At 69.9% G+C, this 12,507-nt stretch carries 9 protein-coding genes and 3 pseudogenes; 5 read left to right on the top strand and 7 right to left on the bottom strand.

Annotation, left to right across the window (positions count from 1 at the left end; genetic code table 11):
* Positions 1-126: 126 nt before the first annotated feature.
* The 3 genes from ASF58_RS07315 to ada all read right to left on the bottom strand — a co-directional run bounded on the left by ASF58_RS07315 (position 127) and on the right by ada (position 5,725).
* A complete protein-coding gene (locus tag ASF58_RS07315) occupies positions 127-1,674 on the bottom strand; it encodes an ABC transporter substrate-binding protein (RefSeq protein WP_156375588.1) in 1,548 nt (515 codons plus the stop codon).
* Between the two features lie 388 nt (positions 1,675-2,062).
* Positions 2,063-4,417 carry a TonB-dependent receptor gene (locus ASF58_RS07310; RefSeq protein WP_055949690.1) on the bottom strand — a complete coding sequence of 785 codons (2,355 nt, stop codon included), beginning with the start codon at positions 4,415-4,417 and terminating at the stop codon, positions 2,063-2,065.
* A 216-nt stretch (positions 4,418-4,633) separates the two neighbouring features.
* On the bottom strand, positions 4,634-5,725 hold the full coding sequence (ada, locus tag ASF58_RS07305; protein ID WP_082512896.1) for a bifunctional DNA-binding transcriptional regulator/O6-methylguanine-DNA methyltransferase Ada: 1,092 nt from the start codon (positions 5,723-5,725) through the stop codon (positions 4,634-4,636).
* 181 nt (positions 5,726-5,906) lie between these two features.
* Here ada and ASF58_RS07300 point away from each other — a divergent pair, with 181 nt between their 5' ends.
* Complete coding sequence (locus ASF58_RS07300) at positions 5,907-6,194, top strand: hypothetical protein (RefSeq protein WP_055949687.1); 288 nt, start codon at positions 5,907-5,909, stop codon at positions 6,192-6,194.
* A gap of 161 nt (positions 6,195-6,355) precedes the next feature.
* Here the strand turns inward: ASF58_RS07300 and ASF58_RS07295 are convergent.
* The 4 genes and pseudogenes from ASF58_RS07295 to ASF58_RS07285 all read right to left on the bottom strand — a co-directional run.
* Positions 6,356-7,052 (bottom strand): annotated as a pseudogene (locus ASF58_RS07295) (PhnA-like protein); the annotation flags it as partial.
* Between the two features lies 1 nt (position 7,053).
* A pseudogene (locus ASF58_RS26995) lies at positions 7,054-7,271 on the bottom strand (PhnA-like protein); the annotation flags it as partial.
* A gap of 45 nt (positions 7,272-7,316) precedes the next feature.
* Positions 7,317-7,461, bottom strand: a pseudogene (locus tag ASF58_RS27605) (PhnA-like protein); the annotation flags it as partial.
* Between the two features lie 826 nt (positions 7,462-8,287).
* Positions 8,288-8,518, bottom strand: a complete 231-nt coding sequence (locus ASF58_RS07285) for a CsbD family protein (RefSeq protein WP_055949685.1) — start codon at positions 8,516-8,518, stop codon at positions 8,288-8,290.
* A 707-nt stretch (positions 8,519-9,225) separates the two neighbouring features.
* Between ASF58_RS07285 and ASF58_RS07280 the strand changes: the two genes are divergently transcribed.
* The 4 genes from ASF58_RS07280 to ASF58_RS07275 all read left to right on the top strand — a co-directional run bounded on the left by ASF58_RS07280 (position 9,226) and on the right by ASF58_RS07275 (position 12,466).
* On the top strand, positions 9,226-9,708 hold the full coding sequence (locus ASF58_RS07280; RefSeq protein WP_244477213.1) for a sigma-70 family RNA polymerase sigma factor: 483 nt from the start codon (positions 9,226-9,228) through the stop codon (positions 9,706-9,708).
* Between the two features lie 552 nt (positions 9,709-10,260).
* The gene (locus ASF58_RS25640) at positions 10,261-10,485 is read left to right on the top strand and encodes a hypothetical protein (protein ID WP_156375572.1); all 225 of its coding nucleotides are present in this window, start codon (positions 10,261-10,263) and stop codon (positions 10,483-10,485) included.
* 113 nt (positions 10,486-10,598) lie between these two features.
* Positions 10,599-10,751, top strand: a complete 153-nt coding sequence (locus tag ASF58_RS25635) for a hypothetical protein (protein ID WP_156375571.1) — start codon at positions 10,599-10,601, stop codon at positions 10,749-10,751.
* Positions 10,752-11,359: 608 nt separating this feature from the next.
* Positions 11,360-12,466, top strand: a complete 1,107-nt coding sequence (locus ASF58_RS07275) for a BMP family ABC transporter substrate-binding protein (RefSeq protein WP_244477212.1) — start codon at positions 11,360-11,362, stop codon at positions 12,464-12,466.
* Positions 12,467-12,507 lie beyond the last annotated feature (41 nt).

The raw sequence follows: 12,507 nt of genomic DNA, 5'->3' as shown, positions 1-12,507 counted from the left end.
ACGTCCCGCGAGAGGGGAGCACCACCGAACCGGGGCCGGTCGCGATCGCCTCTCCCGCCGGCTCCGCAGGCACCCTCCCCCGCAGCATTGGGCGGGGTCTGCCGCGTGACTCTCCTGGTCATCCGATCACTTGCCCATCGAGATCGGCGAGAAGTCCTGGAACCAGTTCTGCGCCTGCACGAAGCCCTTCACCTTGGGGCTCAGGGCGCGCGGGTTGGTGTCGTGGGCCACCATCAGGAACAGGGCGTCGTTGACGTACTTCTCGTGCACCTTCTCCAGGACCTTGGTCTGCTCGGCCGGGTCGAAGGTGGTGCGGACCTGATCGAAGAGCTTGTCCATCTCGGGGTCGCAGTAATGGCCCCAGTTGGTGCCGTTGGGTGCCGCGAGGTTGCACTGGAGGTGGCGGATGAAGCCCGTGAAGGGGTCCTGGATGAAGTAGGAGAAGTTCATCCCCGTCGCCTTGCGCGACATGTCGGACTTGGCGCCCGCGCGCCACAGGTTGATGAGCGTGTTCCACTCGACCACCTCGAACTCGACCTTGATGCCGACATCCGCGAGGTTCTGCTGGATGAATTCGTTCATCGGCAGGGGCTGCATCTGGCCCGAGCCCGACGGCGCGATCAGGATCTTGGTGACGATGGGCTTGTTCGGGCCGTAGCCGGCCTCGGCCAGGAGCTTCTTGGCGGCCTCCGGATCGTAGGTCGGCTTGAAGGTGGGATGGCCGAACCAGGCCGAGCCCGGCGGCATGAAGCCCTGGGCCGGAATCATCAGACCGTTGAGCAACTCCTTCATGCCCTCGCGGTCCACCGCGAGATTGGCCGCCTTGCGCACGCGGATGTCGTTCCAGGGCGAGCCCTCGACGCGGGACAGGTGCCAGGTCCAGTTGTGCGGGTAGGCGTTGGTGACGATGCCGAAACCGGCGGCCTTCAGGGACGCGACGGCATCCGGCGGGGGCGCCTCGATCCAGTCGACCTGGCCCGAGCGCAGAGCGGCCACGCGGGCATTGGCCTCGGGCAGCGGCACGAGCACGAGCTTGTCGAGCTTCGGCACCCGGGCCTTGTCCCAGTACTCCTTGTTCGGAACCATCTCGGCGCGCTCGCGCGGGGCGAACAGGGTGAGCTTCCACGGGCCGGTGCCGGCCGGATTCTTGGCGAAGGCGTCCCAGCTCTTGCCGACCTTCTCCCACTGGGCCGGCGACGAGATCATGATCCAGGCGATCTGGTAGGGCAGCGTCGCGTCGGGGTTCTTGGTAACGACCTCGAGGGTGGTCGGGTCGATGGCACGGTAGCTGGCCACCGCCGGGATGCGCGAGCGTCCCTGGGCCGACTGCCGCGGGTCGAATTGCGGCGCGTCGGTCTTCAGGAGCTTGTCGAGGTTCCACACCACCGACTCGGCGGTGAAGGGCGAGCCGTCATGGAAGGTCACGCCCTCGCGCAGCTTGAAGGTCCACTTGGTGTTGTCGGCCGGATCGACGGCCCAGCTCGTGGCGAGGCCCGGCACCAGCACGGAGGGCTTGGTGGCGGAGGAGAGGTCCCAATTGATGAGCCCGTCATAGACCGTGTAGCCCGTGAACCGCATGCCCTCGCCGCCATTGTCGGCCTGGCCCGTGGTGAGCGGGATGTCGGAGGCCGTCATGCCGATCTTGAGGACGCCCTGCGCGAAGGCGGTGGGCATCAGGGCCCCGGACAGCAGGGTGGCGGCCAGAAGACGGGACTTCGACCAACGGGAGACGGAAGCAAACATGCGCGGACGGGTTTCCCTGGGCTGCAGACGGTATGACGAGACCGTGAATGCAATCCATCGGCCAAACCGCTGCGCTGCTGTCGGGCGCCCGGAACAAACCCGCGCCCCGATCAGTTCTGAGCGCCCATGATCCGGGTGGTGGGCCGCACTGGCGCGGAAAGCGTCGATGCTGTCCCGGCAGCCGCGCACACGGCCAATCGCTGCCTCGAAGACATGCGGAAATCTTGACGCCGTTCGAACGGTCTACGCTGCGTGCCTAATTTGTGGGCAATGCGTCGGGAATGCCTTCCGGACCCGCAGCCCACCAGAGCGCCGATCGTTAAAACGAGAGCTTGAGCCCTCCGACGACGTTGCGTGGCGCTCCCGCAAGGATCGATCCGGCCGTCCCCGCCAGGGTGGCGGCCCCGTTCTCCAGGCCGGTGGTCCGGCTGAGGGTGCTCGTCAGGTTCAGGGCCGAGGCGATGTAGGTGGTATCCAGCAGATTGCGGACCTCCAGGTACAGGCTGAGGCGCTTGGCGTAGCCGGTGGACAGTTCGGTGGCGTAGTGGATATTCGCGTTGAGGACGGCGTAGCCGGGTATCCGCAGGCGGTTGCCGTTGTCGATGAGGACGCCGTCCTGGACCACGGTCTCCAGGAAGGCGCCGAGCCCGTTGAGGGGGCCGCCGACCTGGTCGTAGCCGACCCGCGCCAGCAGTTGATGCGCGGGGACGCCGGGAATGGACTGGCCCGCCCGGTCGAAGCGCGCGCTGAAGGCCCCGGCACTCAGCTGCTCGGTGAACCGGGTGTAGATCTGGTCGTCGAAGCTGTAGGCCAGCGTTCCGCGCCAGCCCGGCGCGAAGGCCCATTCGCCGCCGAGTTCGACGCCGCGGTGCTCCGAGGCCGGGGCATTGACGAAGTAGCTCAGGCGGCCCCCGCCCGGTGATTGCGACAGGAGTTCGTTGCGGAAGAACTCGTAGAAGCCCGTCAGGCTGATCCGCAGGGATTCCACCGGCGTCCAGTCGACGCCGAGGTCGAAACCGAGGTTTTCCTGCGCCTGGAGCTGCGTGTTGTTGCCCGGTAATCCCGCGCTGGTGACGAACAGGTTGCTGCCCGTCGGCGTGGCGTAGCCGGTGGCGACGCGGCCCCGGAAGCTCCAGGCGTCCTGGGGCCGATAGACCAGCGCGAGTTCCGGCGCCACGTTGAGGAAGCTGCGCGCGGCATCGACCACCGAGACGGTCCGTCCGGCATCGGAATAGCCGTAGGCGATGTTGCGGCCGGTGATGCTCGTGTTCGTCGCGCTGATCCCGAGGAGCCCGGTCCAGTGCTCGGAGAGTGCCACCTCCGTGCGGGCGCGCCCGCCGAGATTTGTCTGGTCGCCGCGCAGATCTCCGATCAGGGCGCCCAGGGCCGGTCGCCCCGCCCCCGGCGCCCGGTTGAACGTCGTCACGTGGTTGTCGAGGATCTCGGAGGTGAAGGCCACGTAGCCCACGGCCGGCAGGCCCATCAGGTCGTAGCGCCGGGTGAGGTCGGTGAGGAAGGTCAGGGACGGGTAGCTGCCGCGGAACGCGGAGGTGTAGAACGGCTGGTCGAAGTTGCGCTCGTCGAAGCCGAGCTGAGTGCGCCAGGTCGTCTGCGCGTCGAGGTCGTGCTCCCAGCGCAGGGCCACGACGGTGCGCCGGTCGTCGCGTCCGAACCCGCCCTCGGCCGCGGTGACGCCCACCGTCCGGCCGAACGCGCCGTTGGCGAACAGGGTGGTCAGGGTGCAGCCGGGCGCGGCCGTCGCCGCCCGGGCACAGCCGCGCTGATCGGGGTTGATCCGGTACTGCTCGAGGGAGGCGCGCGCCGGCAGGTCCGCCTGCAGCTGGTTGTTGATCAGCTTCAGGGTGAAGCGGTTGTCCGGTGTTGGGGTGTAGCTCGCCAGTAGGTTGATCGTCTGCGTGTCGTAGGCGCTGTGATCCTGGTAGCCGCCGGCGCGGACGTCGCTGGCGAACAGGCTGATCGCGACGGGGCCGCTGACGCCGCCGACCGTGAAAGAATTGCTGAGGTAGCCGAAGCTGCCCGCATCGGTGCCGATCTCGAAGCCGCCGATCTCGCGGCCCGACCGGGTGCGGAACGCGAGTGCGCCGCCGGTGGCGTAGTTGCCGAACAGCGCCGATTGCGGGCCACGGAACACGTCGATGCGGCTGTAGGCGCGGGGATCGACGAGGTCGAAGCGCGAGGCGCCGTCCGGCTGGGTCAGGAGGAAGCCGTCCTCCAGCACGACCATGTTTCGGATGACGCCGGTGGAGCGGGCATTGTTGCCCCGGATGGAGATCACCACGTCGCGCCCGCCATTGCCCTGGCGCACGGTGACGCCGGGACTGTCCAGCAGCACCGATCCGATGCTGGTGGCTGGCCGGTTCTCGATCGTGTCGGTGCGTCCGACGCGCGCCGCGGTGGCGCCCAGGGGTTGTTCGATCAGGCTCGGGCTCGAACCGGGAGGTGCCGAGACGCCGAAGGGCACCGCGGCCGGTGCCGGGCGGCCCTCGGCCGAGACCGAGAGTTCCTCCAGGACGATCCCCGCCGCATCCTCGGGTCGCGCGTCGGTCGCGGCGAGGAGGACGACGAAGCAGGCGAACCGAACGGCTCCGGTCCGAGAGCCCGCACTTCGGGACGCGACGGCCTGGGAACGGCGAGAGCGGGGAGCAGCGGCCATGCCGGTTTCGACCACGGGAGTGGAGGCGGATCACGCCGCATGGGGGCCGGTCCGGACGGATGCGAACCGGCACGCCCCATCAGGCGTGTCGTGTGCCCGAACGTACCGGCACGACGTGTACCCTGTGACACCGGGGTACGCGACGGGTCGGACATCCTGTGGTCGTGACCTGTGGCGCGCATACCACGTCGGACGGTCGGGGGCGCTGCGCGGCCCTCATCGCGCGTCGGCCTCGCGGTCGAGCAGCAGGCGTTTGCGCTCGACGCCCCATCGGTAGCCGGAAAGCGACCCGTCCGAGCGGACCACCCGGTGGCACGGGATGGCGACCGCCAGCCGGTTGGCGCCGCAGGCCTGGGCCACGGCCCGCATGGACGTCGGGGCGCCGATGGCCCGGGCGATCGCGCCATAGGTCGTCGTGGTGCCGATGGGGACGGCACGCAGGGCGGCCCAGACCCGCTGTTGGAAGACGGTGCCGCCGATGTCGAGCGGCAAGTCGAGCCCGCGGCCCGGCGTCTCGATGAAGCCGACGACCGCCGCCACCCACGCGTCGAAGGCGGGGTCGCCGGGCGCCAAGTCGGCCCTGGGGAAGCGGTCCTGGAGATCGCGGACCAGGGCGTCGGGATCGTCGCCCAGGAGGATGGCGCAGAGGCCCCGGGCGGTCGCCGCGACGAGCAGCGCGCCGAGGGAGGACGCGGCCACCGCGAAGCGGATCGCCGTACCGGTGCCGCCGGCGCGATAGGCCGATGGGCTCATCCCGAGCCGAGCCGGCCCCTGCGCATAGAAGCGGCTCGAGGCGTTGAAGCCGGCTGCGAAGGCCGCTTCGGTCACCGTCCCGGCCTGGGGCAGGCGCTGCGCGATTCGCTCCGCCAGCTTGGCTGCCGCGTAGGCCTTCGGTGTGATGCCGGTGATCCGCCGGAAGACGCGGTGGAAGTGGAAGGTGCTCATGCCCGCGGTCGCCGCGAGGTCCTCGAGGGTCGGCATGGTCTCGGCCGCGTCGATGCGGCGGCACGCCCGGACGATCACCGCGGCGTGCCGTTCGGCCGCGGCCACGTCGTTCGGCCGACAGCGCCGGCACGGGCGGAAGCCTGCAGCCTCGGCCGCATCGCAGGTGGCGTGGAAGCTGACGTTCTTCGGGTTGGCCGCCCGGGAGGGACAACTGGGGCGGCAATACACCCCGGTGGTGCGAACGGCGTAGACGAAGGCGCCGTCGGCCCGAGCGTCCCGGGCGGTCACCGCGGCCCAGCGCTGCGCCTCCTCGTCGAGGGTGATCGAGTCGTCCCTGACCCGTTGGGGGTCTGCGCTCTGCATGGGGAAACGTCCTCCGTCGTCCAGGGCCGGTCGCCGCCTGTCACGGCCGCGCCTCGGCCTGTCCTGGATTGAAATGACCGCTGCCGCATCCCGATCCTTGCTGTCCAATCCAGGCCGCGACGCGCCCGCAGGGAAACCGGACGGTGATCCTGAGTTATCGCAGTCAGCAACAGGAGTGACCATGAAAACGCTCACGCTCTCGACCTGCGCCCTGGCCCTGTCATCCCTCGTGCTGGTGCAGATGAGCACGACCGCCGACGCGCGGGCCCGGCACAAGAAGCGCGGCATCGCGATGTCCAGCAGTCAGAATACCACGGGCGGCCGTCGCGGGCGGACCCTGTCGCGCGGCGCGACCGGGGCCGATACCACCACGTCGAACTCCGCCGCGGGCGGGAACGCCGGTCAGCCTTCGCGGGCGAACGGCACGGGCAGTGCCGGTGGCGGCGCAGGCGGCGCCGGCGGCCTGTAGGTCAGCAACGATGCGTCGGCGTTCGGCCTGCTTGTCGCACAGACCCGAGGGCGCTGGCGGTTCGCATCGGCGGTCGGAGGCTCCGTGGCTCGGTGCAAGCCTGACGGGGTCGCTCGATGGGAGGCGTGCGGGGCCGACCTCCAGGGTCAGCCCCATTCGCTTCAGACGCGGCGGGCGTCGGTGCCGTCGGCGAGGGTAAGGCGCTTGGGAGCGCCGAGGCGGCCGCCGAGGAAGCCGGCGAGCGCGCCCAGGATCAGGGCGAGCGCGCCGTAGAAGGCGCCCTGGGTGGCGGCGGACTTGGCGGCCACGGCGGCGGCCTCGGCCTTCACCTTCGCGGCGGCCACGGTCTCGTCGTACTGCTTGCGGTAGTCCTGGATCTGCGCCTTGGCCTGCTCGACCGGGATGCCCTGGGCCTTGGCCAGCGCGTCGGCCGCGCGGGTCTCGGCCTGGGCCTTCTGGGCCGGATCCCCGGGCCGCGTCCTTGGCCGCCTGCGGGTCCTGGCCGGCCGCCTGGTTGCGCACCGACTGCTCGATGCCGTCGAGGGGGTTGCTGATCTTGGAGAGCGAGGGCGCGGYCGCCTGCGCGGCGGTCTGCACCGTGCCGCCCACCAGCGAGCCGGCCCCGCCCAGCGTGCTGGTCACGCCCGAGACGGCGCCGCCGATCAGGCCGCCGGCGGCCGAGGTCAGGAGGTAGAGCACCACCAGGGTGGTCACCGCCCAGGAGACCAGGCCGTGCAGGCCGGCCGCGCCGGTGACGGGCTTGCCCGAGAGGCGTCCGGCGATGAGGCCGCCGGCCAGGGAGGCGAGCACGCCCGAGCCGACGAACCAGAGGCCGGCGCTCAGGGACAGGGTGGAGGCNCCGGTGACGGGCTTGCCCGAGAGGCGTCCGGCGATGAGGCCGCCGGCCAGGGAGGCGAGCACGCCCGAGCCGACGAACCAGAGGCCGGCGCTCAGGGACAGGGTGGAGGCGGCCGGGTTGTCGGCAGCCACCGGGCCGACGCTGGACAGGCCGACGCCGACCCCGACCATGTTGAGGATGACCTGGGTCACCAGCGCGGTGACGGCGCCGGCGAAGATCGCCCCCCAGGAGACCTGGTTCAGCAGGACCGTGCGGGTGTCGGNCGACCATGTTGAGGATGACCTGGGTCACCAGCGCGGTGACGGCGCCGGCGAAGATCGCCCCCCAGGARACCTGGTTCAGCAGGACCGTGCGGGTGTCGGCCGAGGCCGCCGTGGAAGAGGTCGCGAGAAGGGGAGAGGTAGACACGTGACAGGTACTCCGGGTCGTCGGTCGTCCGAGAAGTTCGGTCGTTCCAAGGGTCAAGGTRKGAAGGGTCAGGRTRKRAAGGGTCGGTCGGGGGGCGTTCCCRGGTCCGACCGCGCMGTCCCGGCGCGGTCGGACCGATCCATCGCGGTGTCGGGGCGCGGTGCCGCGGTCAGTCGCGGCCGTGGATGAGCAGGCCGAGGCCGTAGCCGAGGAGGCCGGCCACGAGCAGCGCGGCCACGGGGTGCTCGGCGACCTGATGGCTCACCTCGCGCCCCCCCTGRCGCAGGGAGCGGCCGCCGKTCTCGTAGGCGTCCCCGGCGCGGTCGTAGGCCTCGCGGCCGGCGCCGCGCACGGCGCGCTCGGCCCGGTCGTAGGTGTCGCCGCCCGCCCCCTGGGCCCGGCGGGCCCGGTCCTCGACATCGTCCGACCCGATCAGGTTGCCGACGGTGTCGCGGACCTTGCCGCCGATCTCGCGGGCGGTGTCGGCCACGTGCTCGGCGGCGTCGCGCACGCCGTCCCTGGCCTGGCCGTACAGGTTCTCCGCAGCGCCCTGCGCCTCGCGGGCACGGCCCTCGAGCGCGTCCCGCTTCGAGCCGGTGAGGTCGCCCACCGCGCCCTGAACCTTGCCGCCNAGGTTCTCCGCAGCGCCCTGCGCCTCGCGGGCACGGCCCTCGAGCGCGTCCCGCTTCGAGCCGGTGAGGTCGCCCACCGCGCCCTGAACCTTGCCGCCGAGCTCCTTGGCGGTCCCCGTGATGCGATCCGTGTCGACCATGCTGAAGTCTCCTGTGTTCGTGGATGAGGGTCGTCGCGCGGCGCGCGGCCGAAGCTAGGGTTCGAGGTTGGTCTTGGTTTTGGGGCTGGCCCCGTCCGACTTCGGGCGGGACTTCGGGCGGGACTCCGGGGGCTCGTCGGACGCGGGAGGATCCTGCTGGGATCGACCCTCGGCCTCGACCTGTCGGTCGCCGATCAGTTTCCCGATGGCTTCCTTCACCGAGCCCTTGACCGCGTCGCTCGAAGCGGGGGCAGCACCGGGTGCGGAGGGCTTGGTGGAACTCACGTGATCCTCCGGGGTGGGATGAACGGGACCGAGGCGGGCCAGGGGTGGGAGAGACACGGCCGCAGGCGCCCTGCGTCTCGGCTGACCCCTCAGATGGTCCCAGACGAATCCCCAGCAATGATACAGACGTACCGGTAGGCCGGTTTTTTCTACCCGGACGCCGCTATCCGAACGGGAGTGGAGCGAACGCCCCGGAGGCCGCGATCCCGGAGGAAATGTCCCGGTCCGTCACGCATCCCCGCGCGCCGGGCTTTTCCCGGGCCGGCTCGCGTCTGTGTGCGGGACTGCGTGTCGACGCCGCGTATCACTGGAACTCCCCATGGCGCATCGCGCCGTTTGCCAAGTCCCGGTCGTAACAAGTGCGTGGGACCGCAGTTCCGCGTCGGATAATCGATTGTCTGGTATATCTGGATCATTGACGTGAATGTGATTGCCCAATCACAAGCCCCAGACTGCGTCGGCTTCCACGACGTCGAGCAAATCATCGTCTGTCCCAGACAAGAGGGCGATCATCCGTGCAGACAGATGTCAGAGTGCTGAGCTCCTCTTCGGACAACGAAGGATTGCCACGACCGATTCAGGATCTGATCGGCCGAAGACTGAACGAGATTTTTCCCTTCCCTGGTGAAGTCGCGCCGGATTCCCGTCTCGGCCAGGTCCTGGTTCGGCTCCGAAGCGCCTTGTCCGCGGCACAGGCGGACGGACAGGTGCCCGATACGTTCCGGACCGACTTGATCGCCGCCGTCCCGCGGCTTCGCCGCTATGCCTGGTCCCAGTGCCGGAACGCCGCTGAGGCCGACGACCTCGTTCAGACCACCCTGATGCGGGCCTGGGAGAACCGCGCACGGTTCGAGCCGGGGACCCGGTTGATCGCCTGGCTGTTCACGATCCTGCGCAACACCTTCCTCAATCAGCGCAAGCGGCTTCGCCGCGAGGTCGAGGACGTCGACGGTGCCTTCGCGGCAACCCTGCGCCTGGAGCCCGAGCAGGAGCACCGCGTCGGACTGATCGAGCTTCAGGCCGCCCTGAACAGCCTGACGGCCGAACACCGCGAGACGCTGCTCCTCGTGATGGTCGATGGATTGCTCTACGACGAGGCCGCGGCCGTCCTGGGATGTCAGACCGGCACCGTGAAGAGCCGCGTCAGCCGCGCCCGGGAACGTCTGGTCAAGGCCATGGGTGCGGCCTGAGCGGCGCGGACCTCCCTGCGACCAGCCCGGCCGGCGGGCCGGCTCGACGACACGGGCCGGCCTGGCCCGGTCCACGATCGACGCCGCGATGGCCCGGCGCCCACACCCTTCGAGCCGGCGCGCCGGGTCCACCGTCTCCGCACCCATGCATCCCGCCACCGGAACCCCATCCGCGCTCGGAGCGGAGCAAGCACGGGAATCGCGTTTGACCCGGTAAAATCCGAGACAAATGATGCATCTGCATCATTGAGCGCACCGATGGCGCGCATATCTCGACGTCATCGCCGATCGCCGGCGTAACATCCATCGCGTTCAAGCTATTCGCAGAGTTATGCCGGACCTCATATGTCCCCCCGATCAGGTTCGGCATGGCCGCAGGGCCGGGCACCGCGCCACTCCGGGCGCTCGCCCGGCCCGAAGGCCCCGTCGGGATCCCAGACCTCATCGAAGGCTTCGAGAGGCGAGTCTTCGCTAGGCGAGTCTTCGCTAGACGAGTCTTCGAGAGGCCAGTTTCCGCGAGGCCAGTTTCCGAGAAGAGAGACTTCAGAGATCATGGCAGGAGAGAGCCTCGCAGAAGCGCAGGAGCGCCGCACGGCCGATCCCGACAGGCCCGGGCGCATCGCGGACGACCCCCCGCCCGCGATGCCGCCTCGACCCTATCCGGGCGAGCGTCCGCTGGGGGCCGACGAACCCTCGGCCCCATTCGAGGAGCCCCCAAGCGAGGCCGCTCCCGACGCGCTTCCCCGCGGTCCGGCCGGTGCCGGGGCCGTCGCCTGACGTTCGTTCGACCCACCCGGCCCCCGGCCGCGGACAAACGGGCCACGGATACACGGGCCACGGACAAACGGGCCTGTGACGCGAGCGCCATCCGGGAGGCCGTCGAGTCCGGGATGACGCGCGCGGAACTCGCCGTCCTCCTGGACGGCGGCTCCGTGACGGATGTGATCCCGCCGCACGTCGGCGAGACGGCCGCGGCCTATGCGGTTCGGGCGACAGGCGAACTGATGGTTCTCTACCTGGCCCGAGACCCAGAGGAACACTGACGCGCTCCAAGCGGGCGGCCCGCAGAGGAGACCGTGACACGCTTTTCACGGTGGTTCGCGACGCGTCTGGCGGCCGCGAGCGTCTCGGCCGCCGAAGCTGCCACCCGGTTCGACGGCCATTGGTCCGTGACGGCAACCGTCGACGACGGTGGATGCCCGGGGCCTTACCGATATCCCATCGTCATTCGTCACGGTGTCGACGCCTCCGGCCGGGCCGGAGCGGTCGGGCGCATCGTCGGGACCATCCGTCGCGGTCTGGCGAGCGTGGCTGTCCGAGGCCGGCTGCGTGCCGCGGAGGGCCGCGGTGACCGGACCCTGTCCGGATCTTTGCGCGGCTCGGGCCGGTGGACCTCCCGCAGGAGCGGCTGACGAGACGGTTGGCCGGTCTCGAAAGCCGTCGCCATCGGCAGACCCGATGAGACGCGCGCGCACTCCGCCCCGGCGCATGCACCGCGGCCGGGGCATCCCTCGGAGCCTCGTTGCGCCGGCGTGGATTGTGGCGGCCGACGTCCGACCGGATGACGAAGACAGGGGTGGTGCGCCCGCGCTGCGGCCCAGACCTTGCAAAGGTCTGTCCCATCGCTTGCCAAACGATGGAACGAGGCCCCGTGGCTCATCAGTCGATCTCGCGCAGAACCCTCCTGGGCGGCACCGCCGTTCTCGGCCTCTCGGCCCTGGCGTCGACGGGCGCCCGAGCGGCCGGGCCGATGACCGTCGGGGTCGTCTACGTCGGCCCGAAGGACGATTACGGCTACAATCAGGCCCATGCGAAGGGCGCCGCGGCCCTGAAAGGGTTGCCCGGGGTCGAAGTGGTCGAGGAGGAGAATGTCCGCGAGACCAACGACGTCCAGAAGACCATGGAGAGCATGATCAACATGGACGGGGCGAGCCTGCTCCTGCCGACCTCCTTCGGCTACTTCGATCCCCACGTGCTGATCGAGGCCAAGAAGAACCCGAAGGTGCAGTTCCGCCATTGCGGCGGCCTCTGGACCGCGGCGAACCCGAAGAACGCCGGCTCCTATTTCGGCTACATCGCGCAGGGCCAGTACCTCAACGGCATCGTGGCCGCGCATGCGACGAAGTCGAAGAAGATCGGTTTCGTGGCGGCCAAGCCGATCCCCCAGGTCCTCAACAACATCAACGGCTTCCTGCTCGGCGCCCGCAGCGTCGACCCGTCGATCACCTGCCAGGTCATCTTCACCGGCGAGTGGTCGCTGGCGGTCAAGGAGGCGGAAGCGACCAACGCGCTGATCGACGGCGGCGCCGACGTCATCACCTGCCACGTCGACAGCCCGAAGGTGACGGTCGAGACCGCCGCCCGGCGGGGCGCCTACGTCTGCGGCTACCATGCCGACCAGTCGGCGCTGGCCAAGGACCGGTACCTCACCGGTGCCGAGTGGGACTGGGCCCCGATCTACAAGGGCTTCGTCGCCGACATGCAGGCGGGCAAGGCGCCCCCGAACTTCCTGCGCGGTGGCCTCGCGGACGGGTTCGTCCGGATGAGCCCCTACGGTCCCGCCGTCTCCGAGGCGGCACGCAAGAACGCCGATGCGGTCAAGGCCGAGATGATGAAGGGCGGGTTCGCCATCATCCGGGGGCCGCTCAAGGACAACAAGGGCAACGCGATCGCCGAGGCCGGCAAGGGCTTCCCCGAGAATGCGCCCGAACTCGAGAGCACCGGCTACCTCGTCGAGGGTGTGAGGGGCTCGGCCTGAGGGAAACGTCCGTCACGCACGCCGCCAGCGGGAGGAACATC

It is taken from the genome of Methylobacterium sp. Leaf125, assembly GCF_001423085.1.
In the GTDB taxonomy this organism is placed as follows: Bacteria; Pseudomonadota; Alphaproteobacteria; order Rhizobiales; family Beijerinckiaceae; genus Methylobacterium.
This window is presented reverse-complemented; position numbering and strand designations above follow the sequence as displayed.

What these genes read in the sequence shown, in the direction of transcription:
- ASF58_RS07315 (WP_156375588.1), bottom strand. Translation starts at nt 1,674, where the DNA reads ATGCCCACCGCCTTCGCGCAGGGCGTCCTCAAGATCGGCATGACGGCC.
- ASF58_RS07310 (WP_055949690.1), bottom strand. Translation starts at nt 4,417, where the DNA reads ATGGCCGCTGCTCCCCGCTCTCGCCGTTCCCAGGCCGTCGCGTCCCGA.
- ada (WP_082512896.1), bottom strand. Translation starts at nt 5,725, where the DNA reads ATGCAGAGCGCAGACCCCCAACGGGTCAGGGACGACTCGATCACCCTC.
- ASF58_RS07300 (WP_055949687.1), top strand. Translation starts at nt 5,907, where the DNA reads ATGAAAACGCTCACGCTCTCGACCTGCGCCCTGGCCCTGTCATCCCTC.
- ASF58_RS25640 (WP_156375572.1), top strand. Translation starts at nt 10,261, where the DNA reads ATGGCAGGAGAGAGCCTCGCAGAAGCGCAGGAGCGCCGCACGGCCGAT.
- ASF58_RS25635 (WP_156375571.1), top strand. Translation starts at nt 10,599, where the DNA reads ATGACGCGCGCGGAACTCGCCGTCCTCCTGGACGGCGGCTCCGTGACG.